Origin of the sequence: Sulfuriflexus mobilis, assembly GCF_003967195.1 — a bacterium.
Lineage (GTDB): Bacteria > Pseudomonadota > Gammaproteobacteria > AKS1 > AKS1 > Sulfuriflexus > Sulfuriflexus mobilis.
The window spans coordinates 2,043,028-2,060,009 of sequence record NZ_AP018725.1 but is presented as its reverse complement, the minus strand read 5'-3'; the positions used below and the strand labels follow the sequence as shown (position 1 = coordinate 2,060,009).

Sequence of the window (16,982 nt, the reverse complement as noted above, 5' to 3'; positions counted from 1 at the left end):
CAGCCCGGGTTTCATGGAGTCAAGGTTAAGTAACAGCCTGGAAACAACGGGGTCAGGTCTTGCCTTTTGCCTTTGTTGTGTTAGATTCAAACCATGGCCAGACCATTAAGAATCGAATATGCTGGTGCCCTTTATCACGTGACCGCAAGGGGGGATGGTCAGGAGGACATCTATCTTAATGCGGCTGACAGGGAACAGTTCTATACCGTTCTCGGTGAAGTCTGCGACAGGTATAACTGGGTTATCCATGCCTATTGTCTGATGGACAACCACTACCACCTATTGATAGAAACACCGGACAAGAATCTATCAAAAGGGATGCGTCACTTAAACGGTGTCTACACGCAACGCTTTAATCACACCCATGGGCGAGTCGGGCATGTCTTCCAGGGCCGCTACAAAGCCATCCTGGTAGAAAAAGACGCATACTTGTTAGAGTTGGCCCGTTATATCGTGCTGAATCCTGTTCGAGCCAGAATGGTAAGAGCAGCCAAAGAATGGCCCTGGAGCAGCTACCGTGCAACCGTGGGCCAACGTGTACCACAAAAATGGCTACATACCGACTGGATACTTTCTGCCTTTGCGAAACAAAAGAAAACAGCGATGACACGATATAAGACGTTTGTGTCTGAAGGCAAACATCAACCTTCGCCATGGGAGCAACTGAAAAATCAAATCTTTCTGGGCGATGAGGCGTTTGTTGAGAATATGCTGTGTAAAATGTCTCCGGAAATAAAACTCAGTGAAATCCCGGCTGCACAGAAGCGCACGCCACCAAAGCCACTCAGTTTTTATGAAAAGAAGTTTCCAGATAGAAACACAGCGATCACCCATGCCTATCGAAGTGGTGGCTATAGTATGGAAGAGGTGGGTGAGTACTTTGGATTGCATTATTCAAGAGTCAGTCGAATAATACGTAATGTTGAAATGGCAAAAGACAAGACCTGACCCCTCTTGCTCCCCGTTCGGCGAATAATCAACAAAACGAAAACAGCCTTTCTCAGGGACGAGAGGCTCGTTGCCCGTGCGGTGGACGGCACGCGTATCGGCAGCCAACCATCATCAATTCTCCTCTGCTTTGTCGCGGCTATTTAAGTCTTCTCATCCTGCGCATGACAAGCCACCTATTGATCGGCATATCGGGATAAAAGGCTTACCGGTATGATCATGTGCATCTCTGTATGTACCTTGAAGCCGGTTATCTTCTCGTCACGGTCATTGATTTTGTAAGTGGTGATCACGCCGTAGAGGGGCCCTTGCTGATATTTCATAATGAAAAATATAATACGGGTTGAGTCAGAGATTTTTATGGCATCAACCATTTCCAGACCTATATAGCGGCCATAACCTTTCTCAACTTCCTTAAGGATGTCTGTTTCCTGGAGAATTTTGCTATTGGCTTCGGGCGATGTCTGTTTGCCAAACAAGGTTGGCAGGAAGGCATTTGTGCCCTTTTCCTGGTAAGCAGCCATCGCCAGTTTCAGTTTGGCTGGCATGTCGATATCCGCACGGGCCGCTACAGGAGAAATATTGCCGACCAGCGTCACCAGGATGGCCAAGGATGTGAAGAATGCTTTATGCATAATAATATAAGTGCCTCTGCGAGGATGAATGATGGTAAAGGTGCGAATGCTCACTCGTGGCAGTAAATATCTGGGTACAAGATTAAACTATGCGATATTGGTTGATAATGCCTGCGTTACGCATTACATTTATTCCATAAATGAATAAATGAGAAGACTAGTATGGATGTACTCTTGTCGATGTCGGTATTCCGGCGGGTTGCCGAAACGGGAAATTTTTCAGAAGTGGCGCGTGAGTTGGCGTTATCGCAGCCCACGGTGAGTAAACATATCGCCGCGCTGGAAAAACACCTGCAAGTGAAGCTCATTAATCGCAGCACACGTCAATTGAGTTTAACCGATGTCGGTAAACAGTATTATGACGAGTGTGTGCATATCCTCGATGAAGTATCAGAAATCGAATCAACACTGCACAACCAGCAATCATTACCGACGGGCATTTTGCGCATTAATACACCGGTCACGTTTGGTGAGCTCAACATCGTGCCGCATTTGTGGGAATTTCTCGCCGAGTATCCGGAACTGAATATTGACCTGATCATGGATGACCATTATGTGGACCTGGTCAAGGAGGGTGTCGACATGGCCATTCGGGTGGGCCCGCTGACCGATTCGAGCCTGGTTGCACGCAAGATTGGTGACAGCCCGCGTGTCACCGTTGCCAGCCCGGAGTACCTCGCGGCCTATGGTGAGCCTGAAACCCTGCAGGATTTAAAAGGGCACAAATGTATTGTTTATACCTTACTGACGACGCGCAACGAATGGCATTTCGCCGGCCCGCAGGGCAAGGAGACCATTCGGGTCAACAGCAGTTTTAGTGTGAATAATCCCCGCACCATTCGTCAGGCCGTACTGGCCGGGCAGGGTATTGCGGTGACCCCGATATGGCTTATGGGTGACTGCATTAAAAGCGGGCAGGTAAAGGTGATCCTGGATAAATATGTCCCGACGCTGTTAGATATCCACGCGGTTTATCCAGAGCGTCGTTTTGTGCCGGCCAAGGTGCGTTTATTCATCGATTACATCCGGGAAAAACTTGCCGCAAATTAAACGTCCCGGGATCCGGCGGCGGTTCGTCTTCTGCTACAGCCGTTGCCAGCGATAAAGACGGTAGATCCCCGAAAGTCGCTTTCCTTCAGTTGCCTTCACATGCCTCCTCTTGTCCCTTGCGCATAGCCGAACGTCTCGCATCGCACGCTGCTTGCTCAAACAATTTATCCAATACGCAGCCCATTTTGTGGGCAAGGCCTGATTTATTCACAAAACGAATAAATCATATGCATTCTGACCCTGTTATCAAGGTTATTGGAATCGCTTACTGTGGTCGTCAGGTACATGAATATTGACGACTGTAGGCAAGAGAGGAGTAAACCGACGTGGCGACACATGAACATGCGTATCAACGCCCTGAATATCTGGTCGAAAGCGACTGGTTGCAGAAGCACCTGGATGATGACGCGCTCCGGGTATTCGATTGTAGTGTGAATGTGCTGCCAAACCCGGACAGGGAACAGGCGCAACAGTTTCCCTTTGTTTATCAGGCGGGTCGTGCCGATTTTGATCAGGCGCACATCCCCGGTGCCGGATTTATCGACATACCGGGCGAGTTGTCCGATCCCTCGTCCCGGCTGCCGTTGATGCGTCCATCTGAGGAACAATTTATCGAGGTCATGCGTCGTCACGGCATCAATAATGATAGCCGGGTGGTGCTCTATAGCACAACGGAAATGAACTGGGCGACGCGGGTATGGTGGATGCTGCACGCGTTTGGTTTTGACAACGCCGCCGTCCTGAATGGCGGCTGGGCCAGGTGGAAGGCGGAGGGCCGTCCGGCCTCGGATCAGGCCTGTATCTACGCGCCGGGTGGGTTTAGCGGGCGCGTTCGTTCTGGCGCCTTTGTCGACAAGGACGAGGTACTGACATCGATCAGTGACAATGGCGTGCGCATTATCAGCGCACTGCCATCGCCGGTACACACGGGTAGCAGTGACGTGGTCTTTGGCCGTAAGGGCCGCATCGCCGGCAGTGTCAATGTGCCGTTTGCCTCCCTGCATGATGACGACACGGGGGGCTATTTGTCTGCTGCGCGCTTGCGAGAAAAGTTCGCCATGGTGGATGTGGCTGAGGCCGAGCGGATTATTACCTATTGTGGCGGCGGCATTGCCGCATCAAATGCCGCCTTCACACTCAGTCTGTTGGGCTATGACAACGTCTCCGTCTATGACGGTTCCATGCTCGAATGGGGCAACGACGCGTCCTTGCCGATGGATATGGACTGAGAGGGGGCGGCGTATGAGCAACATGGTCAACATGGATATGAGTGAATTCTGGAATGGTGACGGGGGTCGCAAGTGGCTGCGTTTTCAGGACAGGATAGATGCGAGCCTGATCGACTTCGGCCAGGAGGTCATGGCCGCAACGGCGATATCAGCCGGTGAACGGGTGCTGGATATCGGTTGTGGCTGCGGCGACACCTCGTTTGAAATGGCGCACTATGTTGGCCCCTTTGGACAGGTTCAGGGTGTTGATATTTCAGAGCTAATCCTCGAGCAGGGCCGTAGCCGGGCCGCGTCTGCAGGACAATACAATATTAGTTTCGAGTGCGCTGATGCACAGTCGCATCATTTTGAGTCGATGACCTTCGATGTGGCCTTCTCACGATTTGGTGTGATGTTTTTTGACAACCCGATAGCGGCGTTCGACAACATTCGACGAGCACTGCAGCCTCGCGGGCGACTGGCGTTTATATGCTGGCAGCCGATCAATTCCAATCAATGGGTCAGTCTGCCGCTGGATATCGCCGCAAATCATGTGCCGCTGCCAGCGGCATCGGCCGAGGAGGAACCGGGGGCATTTTCGTTTGGTAATGCGAATCGAATCGTGCACATTCTCGCCGAGGCGGGATTTTCCGACATCTCAATCGAGAGGTTCGACACGATGTTTAACGTCGGCAGGAGTCTTGATGAGGCCGTGACGTTCCTGAGCAACATTGGCCCGGCGAGTAATGCTATAGAGGCGGCCAATATGGATGAGATCAGCAAGGCACGTTTTCTCGCTGAACTGCGCACGACGCTTGTCCCGTACAAGACCCTCAGGGGGGTGGAGTTGGGCGCCGCAACCTGGGTGGTAACAGCAAACAACCAGTGAACACCTCACTTACTACGCATAGACAGGTCAAAAGGTATAAAAAATGAATAACCGCCCACCAAAAACGGATCGTCTTGCGGAGGCGCTAGCCAATATGGTTATTCGCTGGCGATGGCTGGTGATACTCGTGACCCTCATATTGGTTATGTTGATAGGTTATGGTGCGCGTAACCTGACATTATCGACGAGTTACCAGTCTTTTTTCAGTCCCGACTACCCGGAGTTGGTGGCATTCAATGCGTTTCAGAAGACCTACTCGAAAACAGATAATATCCTGTTTGTCGTTCAGCCGGCTGAAAAAACGGTTTTCACGCCATCTACCGCCGCGGCGATCGAAAGACTAACTGAAAGGGCGTGGCAGATACCCTTTGCTACGCGGGTTGATTCGTTGAGCAACTTTCAGAACAGCTGGGCAAACGCCGACGACTTGACGGTTGAGGACCTTTATCGTGATGGTGCGTCCCTGTCACCGGCACAGCTCAAGGAAAAACAACACATCGCGCTGAGTGAGCCGCTGCTGAACGGGCAACTGATTTCAGCGGATGCCAGCACCACCGGCATTAATGTCATTATGAATTTCCCGGAAAAGAGCCTGTCGGAATTGCCGGATGCGATGGCCGTTGCAGAGCAAATCGCCAGCGAGATCGAACGTGACTATGCCGGTGTGAAGGTGCGAATCACCGGGATTTCTGCGCTGAATAATGCCTTCTTTGCTGTCGCCCAGTCTGATGCGATGACACTCATGCCAGTCATGTATCTATTATTGATACTGGTTACCCTGATTGTGCTGCGCAGTTTCTTTGGCATGCTGGTGACGGTGCTGGTTATTATGTTTTCAACGGTGGCGGCGGTTGGCCTGGCCGGTCATCTTGGAATTGTCCTGGACCCGATATCGATGACGGCGCCGACCGTGATCCTGACGCTGGCGGTTGCCGACAGTGTGCATATTCTTGTCACCATGCTGGGCCTGATGCGAGAGGGCAAGGACAAGATCAGCAGCCTGAAAGAGAGTATGCGAATTAATTTCCTGCCGGTGAGTGTGACCAGCATTACCACGATTATCGGCTTTCTGAGTCTGAATTTTTCCGCCTCGCCACCGTTCTGGTATCTGGGAAATATTACCGCAATGGGCATTGCTGCGGCCTGGTTATTGTCACTGACATTCCTGCCGGCCACGATTGCGGTGTTACCGTTCAAGATGCTGCTTGCTACCTCAAAAGCAAGCGCTTCATCTTCAGTGCCACTGATGACCCGTTTCGCAAACTTTGTGACATCGCAGTACAGGTCTATCCTGATAGTGAGCGGCATTGCCGTCATCCTGTTGGTGTCTATGATTCCGAGGATCGAGCTCAATGACCAGTGGGTCAAGTACTTCGATGAGGAAATGGAGTTCCGCCAGGATGCCGAGTTTGCCATGGATAACCTGACCGGACTTTACCGGCTTGAATTCTCCTTACCGGCACAAACACCGGGAGGTGTCAGTGAACCGGAATATCTACAAAATGTTGAAAGGTTTACCAACTGGCTACGTGGTTTGCCAGAGGTCGAGCATGTCTACAGCTATGCCGACATTATCAAACGCCTGAATAAAAATATGCATGGTGATGATCAGGCCTGGTACCGTTTGCCTGATGACCGTAATCTGGCGGCACAATATCTGTTGCTCTATGAGCTGTCATTACCCTATGGCCTGGACCTGAATGACCGCATCAGCGTGGATAAATCGGCCAGTCGGGTCACGGTAACGGTTAAAGAACTGCATACCGCCGCTGTGCGCCAGTTTCTTAAAAAGACCGAGAACTGGTTGCGGAATAATGTGCCGGAATACATGTGGGTAACGCCGACCAGCCCGACGGTAATGTTCTCGTATATCTCTGAACGGAATATTTACGGCATGTTAAGTGGAAATGCGGTGGCGGTCTTCGGTATTGCACTGGTTCTGATGTTAAGCCTGCGCAGTATCGGCTTGGGTGCCTTGAGCCTGATCCCCAACCTGATACCGCTGCTAATGACCTTTGGTATCTGGGCGTTACTGGTCGGTCAGGTGGGTATGGGGGCGGCGACCGTCTCGGCAACCTCGTTGGGCATTATTGTCGACAATACCGTGCATTTTTTGAGCAAGTACCTGCGGGCCCGGCGGGAAATGGCCGCAAATCGTCCTGCCGCAATCGAATATGCCTTTAACACCGTCGGTTGGGCCATCGCGGCCAATGCGGCCATCCTGATAACGGGCTTTGCCTGGCTGGCCACATCAAGTTTTAGGGTGAATATGGAAATGGGCCTGCTAACCGCGATTGCAATACTTATCGCGCTCTTAGTGAATTTCTTCCTGTTACCGGCACTGTTAATGATTGGCTACCAGAAAGGAGCAGCGCAATATGAGAACGAACTTGCAACAGAAACAGCGTAAAACACTCATCCTCAGCACCTCATTGCTGTTGTTGCTGCCTGCAGCCGGCCTTGCCGGGACAGCGGAACAAAAAGGTTACGAAATTTCGGCACGCAGTGATCGTAGCGATCGGGGTTTTGGTGATAGCCAGGTTAAACTGAAAATGACCCTGCGTAACGCCGCGGGAAGTGAGTCTACGCGGACACTGGTGCTTAAAACGCTGGAGATCCCTGATGAGAATGTGGGTGACAAAAGCATCATCATATTTGACAGCCCGGCAGACATCAGTGGTACGGCAATGCTGTCGCATGCAAAGATCCTCGATGCGGACGATCAATGGCTTTATTTGCCAGCCCTGAAACGCATCAAACGCATCTCTTCCGTGAACAAATCCGGGCCTTTTGTGGGTAGTGAGTTTGCATTTGAAGACCTTACCGCCTCGGAGCTGAACAAATACAAATATAAATATGTCGGTAGTCAGGCGTGCGGGGCAATGCAATGTGACATCGTCGAGCGTTACCCCGAGTATGAGTATTCCGGTTATACCCGCCAGGTGGCCTGGATTGATCAGGAGATACACCAAATCCGTAAAATTGAATTTTATGAGCGGCGCGGGGAATTATTAAAGACCCAGGTCATGGATGATTATCGGCAATACCCGGGTAACATCTGGCGGGCACATCATTTTCTCATGGAAAACCTGCAAACGGGTAAAAGTACGGAGTTGGTCTACGCGGATTATAAATTCAAGACCGGGCTTAAAGACCGGGACTTTCGCAAAACCGGCCTACTCAGGGCGCGATGATACTTTTACATCATGAAATACCTGGTCTGGTTATTAACGGTGCTGCCATGGCTTGCACAAGCAGAGGAGGTAAAACTTTCCGGTTTTGTGGCCGGTGAGTTACGGGGGTTTGTATCCGATGCGCGGCATGCGCGACAGTTCAATGGCTTGCAGCATTCCTTAATCCTGCAGCCTGAATTTCGCACGCAGACGGAAAGTGGCAAGGATAAATTCAGTTTCATTCCCTTTGCCCGGCTCGACAGTCGTGATGCGCAGCGCAGCCATGTGGATATCCGTGAAGCATACTGGCAACACCTCGGCGAGCAATGGACGCTGTTGCTGGGTGTCAATCGGGTGTTTTGGGGGGTGGCGGAATCGAACCACCTGGTAGACATCATCAACCAAACAGACCTGGTTGAAGACATCGATGCTGAGGAGAAATTCGGCCAGCCGATGATTAAGCTGGCGACCGAACAGGATTGGGGAACCCTCAGCATGTTTATCCTGCCCGGGTTTCGCCAGCGCAGTTTTGCCTCTGAACAAGGACGCCTACGCGCCCAACCGGTAGTCGCGCGAGACGCCGTGTATGAATCGGCTGCCGAACAAGGCCACGTGGATCTGGCCCTGCGTTATTCACACTATATCGGTGAATGGGATTTCGGCGCGTATTATTTCAAAGGCACCGGACGCGAACCACGATTGTTGTTAAATGAGACGGGCAGCCGCCTGGTCGCGCAATACGATCAGATTGACCAGCTCGGTACCGATATCCAGTACACCAATGATGCCTGGTTATGGAAGTTCGAAGGCATTCTGCGTTCACAGAATGGTGACCGTTTTGGGGCCATGGTGGGCGGATTTGAATACACGCTTTATCAAATCTCCGATAGCGATGCGGATTTAGGACTGTTGCTGGAAGTTATGTATGACGGCCGGGATGACGATGCCACGAAGGCGCCCGCCGTGGTCTTTGACAATGACCTCTTTCTGGCCGCCCGCCTGGCTATGAATGACCCAGAGGATAGCGAGTTGCTGGCCGGTGTGGTGATCGACCGGCACGACAGCTCGAGCATCTTTTCCATTGAGGCCAAACGGCGCCTGGATAACCACTGGAGTCTGGAACTGGAAAGCCGCTGGTTTTTGAATAGTAAGGAAAACCGTGCATTGTCGGCACTACACAAGGACAGTTTTGTGGCATTACGCCTGGCGCGGTATTTTTGAACTAGATGAAAGCCTGAGGGGTGGAACCTAAGATCACTGGCGGTAGCCTGAAAAGACCTTTATAATTCACGTCTTACGAGAACGGCTGGTATTCTGGGAAACATTAACAAAGAGAATAATAAATGGTGCCGAGGAGAGGACTTGAACCTCCACGGGGTTGCCCCCACTAGCACCTGAAGCTAGCGTGTCTACCAATTTCACCACCTCGGCATATCCGTCCGTCGGCCAGGGGCACGACTACTGGAAGCGGCGCACTTTACCGAGAGTCCCTGCCGATGTCAATTCCCTCACCCGCCGAAGAGTGTCACAATACGCCTTATGACTTCAAAAAAACCTGTTAACGACCCGTTCGCCGAACGCGAGTCGGAAAAATATGCCCAGCCCATCCCCAGCCGCGAGTTTATCCTCGAGGTGTTGGGTGAGACCGAAACCCCGCTGGATTTCAAGCTCCTCGCCCAGCGCCTGGGGCTTTTCGAGGATGACGACCGTATTGCCCTGCAACGCCGCCTCAACGCCATGGAGCGCGATGGCCAGTTGATCCGTAACCGCCGGGGCAGTTATTGCCTGCCCGAGCGACTGGACCTGGTAAAGGGACGCATTTCTGCCCATGCCGACGGTTTTGGCTTCCTGATCCCGGAAGAGGGTGGCGATGACGTCTTCCTGCATGCCCGCCAGATGCGCGGTGTGCTGCATGGCGACAAGGCCATGGTGCGGGTCACCGGCCTGGACCGCCGTGGTCGTCGCGAGGGTTCCGTGGTCGAGGTGCTTGAACGCCATAACGAGAGTGTGGTCGGGCGTTACTTTGAGGAGGCCAGTATCGGTTTCGTCGCCCCGGATAACCCGCGCCTGCAGGACCTCATCATCCCGCCTGAACACCGTAATGACGCCAAGGAAGGCCAGATCGTCGTCGCCGTCATCATTGAACAGCCCTCACGCCGTTCACAGCCGATTGGTCGCATCAGCGAGATCCTCGGCGATCACATGGCACCGGGCATGGAGATCGATGTCGCCATCCGCAGTCATGGCCTGCCGCACGAGTGGCCGGATGCGGTCATGGACGAGGCGACACGTTTTGGTGACAGCATCCCGACCACCGATATGGAAGGCCGTGAAGACCTGCGTGAGCTGCCGCTGCTGACCATTGACGGTGAGGATGCGCGTGACTTCGATGACGCCGTCTACTGTGAACCACACGGCAATGGCTGGCGGCTGCTGGTGGCGATTGCCGATGTCTCGTCGTATGTCGAGCCGGGCAATGCACTGGATAAAGAGGCCGTGGAACGCGGTAATTCGGTGTACTTCCCCGAGCAGGTCATCCCGATGTTGCCCGAGGTGTTGTCGAACGGCCTGTGTTCCCTCAATCCTGATGTCGATCGCCTGTGCATGGTCTGCGAGCTGTTCTTCGATGCCAAGGGCAAGATCAAGAATTATGGCTTCATGCGCGGTGTCATGCGCTCGCATGCGCGCCTGACCTATACCCAGGTCGGTGCCATGCTGGTCGAGGGTGATAGGGCGTTGCGAGCGAAATATGAAACCCTCGTGCCACACCTGGAGTCACTGTATGCCTTATATAAGGTCCTGCGTGTCTCGCGCGAGACGCGTGGCGCGATCGATTTTGAAACCACCGAGACCCGTATTGTCTTCGGCGAGGAGCGTAAGATTGAACGCATTACCCCGGTCGTGCGTAATGATGCCCACAAGCTGATCGAAGAGTGCATGATCTCGGCGAATATTGCCGCCGCGGCATTTCTCTCCAAACACAAGATGCCGGCCCTGTATCGTGTCCATGAGGGCCCGGAGACGGATCGCCTCAGTGACCTGCATGAGTTCCTGCGTGAACTGGGCCTGAGCCTGGAAGGTGGCAGTGACCCGGAGCCGGGGCACTACGCAAAAGTATTAACACAGATCGAAGGGCGCCCCGATGCGCACCTGATACAAACCATATTACTACGTTCCCTGCAACGGGCCGTGTATAGCCCGGAACAGGCCGGGCACTTTGGTCTGGCGCTGGAACACTATGCCCACTTCACCTCGCCGATCCGCCGTTACCCGGACCTGCTCGTGCACCGGGGCATCCGCCATATCCTCGCCGGGGGTAAGCCTGAAAACTTTACCTACAACGAGGCGGCCATGCAGCGCCTTGGTGAACAGTGCTCGATGACCGAACGCCGTGCCGACGATGCCACACGCGATGTGGTTTCCTGGCTGAAGTGTGAATACATGATGGACAAGGTTGGCGATGACTTTAACGGCACTATCTCTGCCGTGACCAGTTTCGGGGTCTTTGTTGAGCTTGACGAAATCTATGTTGAAGGCCTGGTGCATGTGACGGCACTGGATAATGACTTTTATCACTTCGACCCGGTCTCGCACTGCCTCATTGGTGAAAACAATGGCACCTGTTTCCGCATCGGCGATCGCCTGCGCATCAAGGTCAGTCGTGTCGACCTCGATACGCGCAAGATCGACTTCGCGATGCTTGAGGTATTGAGCAGCTCCGAGGCCTATGCCAAACATAAAATTGCCTCGGTGCGTCAGGGCAAAAAGGCCAGGGGTAAAAAAACCTCAGGGAAGAGGGGTTCCAGAAGGGCCTCTGCGGAGAAAAAATCGGCGTCCGGGTCAGACAAGAAGGCCACTAAGAAAAAGTCCTCTGCAAAGAAAAAGACAGCAAAAAAGGCGGCCAAAAAGTCACGTAGCAAGACGCGGACACGACGTTAACCTGAAAGCCCATGGCGGAGTCACAATTTATTTACGGTATGCATGCGGTCGAGGCGATCCTCAACCGTGACCCGTCGGCCATCCTTGAGGTCTGGGTTGATAAGGGCCGGCATGACCAACGTCTTGGTAAGCTTGTCGATAAAATTCGCCAGCAGGGTTTTGCGATCCAGTTACTCAAAAAAGATCAGCTCACCGATCTGGTCAAGGCCGATCGGCATCAGGGCGTGGTCGTGCGCTGCCGCGTCGCCTCGGCGAAGAACGAGAATGCCTTGCAGACGTTGCTGGATGACCTGAACGAACCACCGCTATTACTGGTACTGGACGGCGTGCAAGACCCGCATAATCTCGGCGCCTGCCTGCGCAGCGCCGATGCCGCGGGTGTGCATGCGGTCATCGCGCCAAAAGACCGTGCCGCGGGCCTGAACGCAACCGTGCGCAAGGTCGCCAGCGGTGCCGCGGAGACCGTGCCCTTTATCACCGTGACCAATCTAGCCCGTACCCTGCGCAGCTTACAGGAACGCGGTATCTGGCTGGTGGGGGCCGCCGGTGAAACCGAGACCTCGCTGTATGCGGCCGAACTGAAAGGGCCGCTGGCCATCATTATGGGTGCCGAAGACAAGGGCCTGCGTCGTCTGACCCGCGAGGCCTGTGATGTGCTGGTGAAGATCCCGATGCGGGGCAGTGTCGAGAGCCTGAATGTCTCGGTGGCAACGGCCGTGTGTCTATTCGAGGCGTTGCGCCAGCGTGGCATGTAAGCCCTGGTAATTTGCCTGCCACCCCGGCTTTAGCATTGTTTTTACAAGGGAAAAGCCATTTCCCGCTATCATGACGGGACTTCCCGGACGGCACAAGGCGACCCGTGCCGGCTTGTGGTCCGGTCTCTTCGTCTAGTGGCTAAGCGCCTGACAAGGCAAAGGATTTGCCTATTTTGCCGGGTATGGGTACAATGCGCGACCTCACAGTCTGACTGCGAGCCACAATTTGTTTAACTCCTTGCCTCACCGTGAATCGGGAGGCTAATTCCGCGAGGAGCACTATGCGACACTATGAAATCGTGTTTCTGGTCCACCCTGACCAGAGTGAGCAGGTCCCGGCGATGATTGAACGTTACCGTTCAGGCATCGAAGCCAAAGAAGGCAAAATCCACCGTTTTGAAGACTGGGGTCGTCGTCAGCTCGCTTACCCTATCAACAAAATCCACAAGGCCCACTACGTGCTCATGAACATCGAGTGCGGCCAGGACGCCCTGGATGAACTTGAGTCTGCTTTCCGTTTCAACGATGCCGTGATCCGTAACATGGTCATCAAGTGTGATGCCGCCATCACTGAAACCTCACCCCTGGCCAAGGCCAAGGATGAGCGTGAAAAGCCTGCAGAAAGGTCTGCCCCGGCTGATGTAGCGGGCAAAGAAGCCCCTGCCACCGCAGCCCCTGTTGAAGCAAGCACAGACGCCGAGGCCGCTGCCGAGTAAGGCGCGCCGACGATTCGAGGAGAATAGAAAATGTCACGTTATTTCCGTCGCAAAAAATTCTGCCGGTTTACCGCAGAAGGTGTCGATCACATTGATTACAAAGATATCGCCACCCTGAAAAACTACGTTACCGAGAACGGCAAGATTGTCCCTAGCCGTATCACCGGTACCAAGGCGCGCTACCAGCGCCAGCTCGCCACGGCCATCAAGCGCGCACGTTACCTGGCGCTGTTGCCGTACACAGATTCACACTAAGGTTAGGGGTACTGAATAATGCAAATTATCCTGCTTGAAAAAGTACAGAACCTCGGCGATCTGGGTGATAAGGTCAATGTTAAGCCAGGTTTTGGTCGTAACTTCCTGATCCCGACCGGCAAGGCTGTGCCAGCTACAGAAAGTAATGTGGCGGCATTTGAAGCCCGTCGCGCCGAGCTGGAGAAGGTCGCTGCTGAGAAACTGGCCGCCGCCCAGGCCCGCGCCGATAAGCTGGCTGATCTGACGGTTACGATTAGCCGCAAGGCCTCAGACGAAGGCAAGCTGTTCGGTTCTGTGAGCAATATCGATGTCGCGGATGCCATTACGGCCGCCGGCGTTGAAATCAGCAAGTCCGAAGTACGCATGCCGGAAGGTGCCATTCGTGATATAGGTGAGTTCGATATCGCCGTTCACCTGCACACCGACATCAACAGCACCGTTAAGGTGGTTGTGGCGGGCGAATAATAACCCCACGGGTTTCGGCTGGCTAAAAGGCCCGGTCTGCGAAAGCAGGCCGGGCTTTTTTATGGAGTATCATATGCCCATGTTTCATTTCGAGTCATAAACGCAAAGGTCGCAAAGACGCAGAGGACGCAAAGGGCTATAAGTTTTTTCGTTCAGGAGCTAAGCCGAGCACAGGCGAAAAGTACCACTATTCAGGCACGATTTGATGGTTTTCCCTAAATATATACTGTTTTAAGCTTTTTCTTCGCGCACTCTGCGTCTTTGCGACCTTTGCGTTATTAACTCCCAACCCTTCTATTTTATACAGAACTTATCCACAGGCTTATCCATTGTCCGCCGACAGGGGCGGGCGTAGTATTTCCGGCATAAGAAGGTGACCGCGGCGGCCGAGATTTCAGCTATGGCTGCCCGAACATTGGTATACTTAACCGAAGTCACAGACCGAGTCAGATAGTTATCAAAAGATGGTAGAAATCGTCAAAAACACCAGTTTCTCCGCCCCGGATTCGGCGCTGGCGGCACTCAAGGTCCCACCGCATTCGGTCGAGGCCGAGCAGTCCGTCCTCGGCGGGCTCATGCTTGAAAATGCGAGCTGGGACACGGTCGTCGAGATCCTCAGCGACATCGACTTCTATCGCCAGGACCACCGCCTGATCTTTCGTGCCATCGCCTACCTGGCGGGCAAGGACAGCCCCTACGACGCGGTGACGGTCTCTGAATACCTGCACGACCTGGGGGAACTGGAGAATGTCGGCGGCCTGGGGTATCTGGCCAGCATTGTGCAAAACACCCCGAGTGCGGCGAATATCCGCGCCTATGCCGAGATCGTCCGTGAGCGCTCGGTATTACGGCAACTGATCTCGGTCAGCACCCATATCAGTGACGCGGCCTTTAACACCCAGGGCAGACAGAGCACCGACATCCTCGACGAGGCCGAGCGCAGCGTCTTTGAGATCGCCGAACAACGTGCCCGCGGCCGCAAGGGCGCCCGTAATATCAAGGACTTGCTGAATGCCAGCCTGGATCGCATCGACACCCTGTACAAATCGGGTGGGGGGATCACCGGTATCTCCACCGGCTTTGATGACCTCGATGACATGACCTCGGGCCTGCAACGCTCAGACCTCATCATCGTCGCCGGTCGCCCCTCGATGGGCAAGACCGCCTTTGCCATGAACCTCGCCGAATATGCGGCCATCAAGTCCGCTGAGCCGGTGGCCATCTTCAGTATGGAAATGCCCGGTGAACAGCTGACCATGCGTATGATGTCGTCACTGGGTCGCATCAATTCCAACAAGGTGCGTACCGGTGCGCTGGAAAAGGATGACTGGCCGGCGCTGAGTTCGGCGGTGAGTATCCTCTCCGAGGCGCCCTTGTTTATCGATGACACCCCGGCGCTGACCGTCGGCGAACTGCGCACGCGTGCCCGCCGCATCAAGCGTGATAATGATGGCAAGCTGGGCATGATCGTTATCGATTACCTGCAACTGATGCAGGGCAGCATGAACAGCCGTGGTGAAAACCGCGCCACCGAAATTTCAGAAATCTCCCGCGGCCTGAAGTCACTGGCCAAGGAACTCGATGTGCCCGTGATCGCCCTGTCGCAGCTCAATCGTAGCCTCGAGCAACGCACCGACAAACGCCCGATCATGTCTGACCTGCGTGAGTCCGGTGCTATTGAGCAGGATGCCGATGTCATCCTGTTTATCTACCGTGACGAGGTCTACAACGAGAATACGGAGTATAAGGGTTCTGCCGAGATCATTATCGGCAAGCAACGTAATGGTCCGATTGGCAAGGTGACCCTGACCTTCCGTGGCCAGTTCACCCGCTTTGAAAATTTCGCCCCCGATGCCTATGGCAGGGATTATGAATGAGTCGTCCGCTGCGCGCGGAAATCCGCCTTTCCTCACTGCGACATAACCTGCAACGCGTCCGCGCGGCGGCCCCACATTCACAGATCATGACGGCCATCAAGGCCAACGCCTATGGCCATGGCATGGCCCGCGTCGCCCATGCCCTGCACGAGGCCGATGCCTTTGCCGTCGCCAGTATTGAAGAGGCCATTCACCTGTGTGAAAGCGGCATTTCCCGGCCGGTGGTATTGCTCGAGGGCATCTTCAGTGCCGAGGAGCTGGTACTGGTGCAGGCCTATGGGCTGCAACTGGCGGTGCACTGTGTCGAACAGGTCGAATGGCTGGAGTCTGCCAACGTGCCCAAGCCGTTGGTTGTCTGGCTGAAGATTGATACGGGTATGCACCGTTTAGGTATCGCCCCGCAGCAGGCCAGGGCCATGTATGAACGCCTGCACGACTGCACGGCCGTCGGTGAGATACGTTTCATGACCCACTTTGCCTGTGCCGATGACCCGGACAATCCCCTAACCGCCCGGCAACAGCAACAGTTTGCCGATTGCCTCGACGGCGTGGCGGGGCAACGTTCGCTGGCCAACTCGGCCGGTATACTCGCCCATGCCGGGAGCCATGCCGACTGGGTACGCCCCGGCATCATGTTGTATGGCGCCAGCCCCCTGCAAGGTGAGACCGCAGCAGGCCTGGGCCTGCAACCGGTGATGACATTAAAAAGCCGCTTAATTGCGGTCAGGCAATTAAGCCAGGGCGACAGCGTCGGTTACGGTGCACAGTGGGTCTGCCCCGAGGCCATGCCCGTGGGCGTGGTGGCCGGTGGCTACGGCGACGGTTACCCACGGCACGCCAAAGAAGGCACGCCGGTGCTGGTGAATGGCCAGCGTGTGCCGCTCATCGGTCGTGTCTCCATGGACATGATCACCGTCGACCTGCGCGGCATGCATGCAAGCGCGGGTGACGAGGTCGTCTTATGGGGACAGGGGCTACCGGCCGAGGAAGTGGCCGCATCGGCCGGCACGATCGCCTATGAACTGTTTTGTCATGTCACGGCACGTGTGCCGTTTGTCGAGGTCTAGTCCGG

General features: G+C 54.4%; 15 protein-coding genes and 1 tRNA gene. 14 read left to right on the top strand and 2 right to left on the bottom strand.

Annotation, left to right across the window (positions count from 1 at the left end; genetic code table 11):
- Positions 1 to 93 precede the first annotated feature (93 nt).
- Entirely contained in the window at positions 94 to 948 is an 855-nt protein-coding gene (locus tag EL386_RS10090; RefSeq protein WP_126455863.1) for an REP-associated tyrosine transposase, read from the top strand.
- Positions 949 to 1,124: 176 nt separating this feature from the next.
- Here the strand turns inward: EL386_RS10090 and EL386_RS10085 are convergent, their stop codons facing one another.
- Positions 1,125 to 1,637 (bottom strand): hypothetical protein, encoded by a 513-nt coding sequence (locus tag EL386_RS10085; protein WP_126455860.1) that lies wholly within the window; start codon positions 1,635 to 1,637, stop codon positions 1,125 to 1,127.
- Between the two features lie 108 nt (positions 1,638 to 1,745).
- Here EL386_RS10085 and EL386_RS10080 point away from each other — a divergent pair, with 108 nt between their 5' ends.
- The 6 genes from EL386_RS10080 to EL386_RS10055 all read left to right on the top strand — a co-directional run bounded on the left by EL386_RS10080 (position 1,746) and on the right by EL386_RS10055 (position 9,124).
- Positions 1,746 to 2,633, top strand: a complete 888-nt coding sequence (locus tag EL386_RS10080; protein WP_126455858.1) for a LysR family transcriptional regulator — start codon at positions 1,746 to 1,748, stop codon at positions 2,631 to 2,633.
- A 326-nt stretch (positions 2,634 to 2,959) separates the two neighbouring features.
- On the top strand, positions 2,960 to 3,862 hold the full coding sequence (locus EL386_RS10075) for a sulfurtransferase (RefSeq protein ID WP_126455856.1): 903 nt from the start codon (positions 2,960 to 2,962) through the stop codon (positions 3,860 to 3,862).
- Positions 3,863 to 3,875: 13 nt separating this feature from the next.
- Positions 3,876 to 4,730, top strand: coding sequence for a class I SAM-dependent methyltransferase (locus tag EL386_RS10070; RefSeq protein WP_172597700.1), 855 nt, complete (start codon positions 3,876 to 3,878; stop codon positions 4,728 to 4,730).
- Between the two features lie 43 nt (positions 4,731 to 4,773).
- Positions 4,774 to 7,140 (top strand): efflux RND transporter permease subunit, encoded by a 2,367-nt coding sequence (locus EL386_RS10065; RefSeq protein ID WP_126455851.1) that lies wholly within the window; start codon positions 4,774 to 4,776, stop codon positions 7,138 to 7,140.
- Positions 7,109 to 7,924, top strand: a complete 816-nt coding sequence (locus EL386_RS10060) for an outer membrane lipoprotein-sorting protein (protein ID WP_126455849.1) — start codon at positions 7,109 to 7,111, stop codon at positions 7,922 to 7,924. The genes EL386_RS10065 and EL386_RS10060 overlap by 32 nt, the downstream gene beginning before the upstream one ends.
- 12 nt (positions 7,925 to 7,936) lie before the next feature.
- Positions 7,937 to 9,124: a hypothetical protein gene (locus tag EL386_RS10055; RefSeq protein ID WP_126455846.1), complete on the top strand. Its 1,188-nt coding sequence runs from the start codon at positions 7,937 to 7,939 to the stop codon at positions 9,122 to 9,124.
- A gap of 123 nt (positions 9,125 to 9,247) precedes the next feature.
- On the opposite strand, the gene EL386_RS10050 is transcribed toward EL386_RS10055, so the two are convergent.
- A tRNA-Leu gene (locus EL386_RS10050) sits at positions 9,248 to 9,334 on the bottom strand.
- Between the two features lie 108 nt (positions 9,335 to 9,442).
- On the opposite strand from EL386_RS10050, the gene rnr reads away from it, so the two are divergent.
- From rnr to alr, 7 genes are all read left to right on the top strand, one after another.
- Complete coding sequence (rnr, locus tag EL386_RS10045) at positions 9,443 to 11,842, top strand: ribonuclease R (RefSeq protein ID WP_126455844.1); 2,400 nt, start codon at positions 9,443 to 9,445, stop codon at positions 11,840 to 11,842.
- An 11-nt stretch (positions 11,843 to 11,853) separates the two neighbouring features.
- On the top strand, positions 11,854 to 12,597 hold the full coding sequence (gene rlmB, locus EL386_RS10040) for a 23S rRNA (guanosine(2251)-2'-O)-methyltransferase RlmB (RefSeq protein ID WP_126455842.1): 744 nt from the start codon (positions 11,854 to 11,856) through the stop codon (positions 12,595 to 12,597).
- Between the two features lie 281 nt (positions 12,598 to 12,878).
- Positions 12,879 to 13,313 (top strand): 30S ribosomal protein S6, encoded by a 435-nt coding sequence (rpsF, locus tag EL386_RS10035; protein ID WP_126455840.1) that lies wholly within the window; start codon positions 12,879 to 12,881, stop codon positions 13,311 to 13,313.
- A 30-nt stretch (positions 13,314 to 13,343) separates the two neighbouring features.
- On the top strand, positions 13,344 to 13,568 hold the full coding sequence (gene rpsR, locus EL386_RS10030) for a 30S ribosomal protein S18 (RefSeq protein ID WP_126455837.1): 225 nt from the start codon (positions 13,344 to 13,346) through the stop codon (positions 13,566 to 13,568).
- 18 nt (positions 13,569 to 13,586) lie between these two features.
- Positions 13,587 to 14,033: a 50S ribosomal protein L9 gene (gene rplI, locus EL386_RS10025; protein ID WP_126455835.1), complete on the top strand. Its 447-nt coding sequence runs from the start codon at positions 13,587 to 13,589 to the stop codon at positions 14,031 to 14,033.
- Between the two features lie 464 nt (positions 14,034 to 14,497).
- Positions 14,498 to 15,910, top strand: coding sequence for a replicative DNA helicase (dnaB, locus tag EL386_RS10020; protein ID WP_126455833.1), 1,413 nt, complete (start codon positions 14,498 to 14,500; stop codon positions 15,908 to 15,910).
- Positions 15,907 to 16,977 carry an alanine racemase gene (gene alr, locus EL386_RS10015; RefSeq protein ID WP_126455831.1) on the top strand — a complete coding sequence of 357 codons (1,071 nt, stop codon included), beginning with the start codon at positions 15,907 to 15,909 and terminating at the stop codon, positions 16,975 to 16,977. Before dnaB ends, alr begins: the two co-directional genes overlap by 4 nt.
- Positions 16,978 to 16,982 lie beyond the last annotated feature (5 nt).

What these genes read in the sequence shown, in the direction of transcription:
- rnr (WP_126455844.1), top strand. Translation starts at nt 9,443, where the DNA reads ATGACTTCAAAAAAACCTGTTAACGACCCGTTCGCCGAACGCGAGTCG.
- EL386_RS10090 (WP_126455863.1), top strand. Translation starts at nt 94, where the DNA reads ATGGCCAGACCATTAAGAATCGAATATGCTGGTGCCCTTTATCACGTG.
- rpsF (WP_126455840.1), top strand. Translation starts at nt 12,879, where the DNA reads ATGCGACACTATGAAATCGTGTTTCTGGTCCACCCTGACCAGAGTGAG.
- EL386_RS10060 (WP_126455849.1), top strand. Translation starts at nt 7,109, where the DNA reads ATGAGAACGAACTTGCAACAGAAACAGCGTAAAACACTCATCCTCAGC.
- dnaB (WP_126455833.1), top strand. Translation starts at nt 14,498, where the DNA reads ATGGTAGAAATCGTCAAAAACACCAGTTTCTCCGCCCCGGATTCGGCG.
- EL386_RS10070 (WP_172597700.1), top strand. Translation starts at nt 3,876, where the DNA reads ATGAGCAACATGGTCAACATGGATATGAGTGAATTCTGGAATGGTGAC.
- EL386_RS10055 (WP_126455846.1), top strand. Translation starts at nt 7,937, where the DNA reads ATGAAATACCTGGTCTGGTTATTAACGGTGCTGCCATGGCTTGCACAA.
- rlmB (WP_126455842.1), top strand. Translation starts at nt 11,854, where the DNA reads ATGGCGGAGTCACAATTTATTTACGGTATGCATGCGGTCGAGGCGATC.
- EL386_RS10065 (WP_126455851.1), top strand. Translation starts at nt 4,774, where the DNA reads ATGAATAACCGCCCACCAAAAACGGATCGTCTTGCGGAGGCGCTAGCC.
- alr (WP_126455831.1), top strand. Translation starts at nt 15,907, where the DNA reads ATGAGTCGTCCGCTGCGCGCGGAAATCCGCCTTTCCTCACTGCGACAT.
- EL386_RS10080 (WP_126455858.1), top strand. Translation starts at nt 1,746, where the DNA reads ATGGATGTACTCTTGTCGATGTCGGTATTCCGGCGGGTTGCCGAAACG.
- rplI (WP_126455835.1), top strand. Translation starts at nt 13,587, where the DNA reads ATGCAAATTATCCTGCTTGAAAAAGTACAGAACCTCGGCGATCTGGGT.
- rpsR (WP_126455837.1), top strand. Translation starts at nt 13,344, where the DNA reads ATGTCACGTTATTTCCGTCGCAAAAAATTCTGCCGGTTTACCGCAGAA.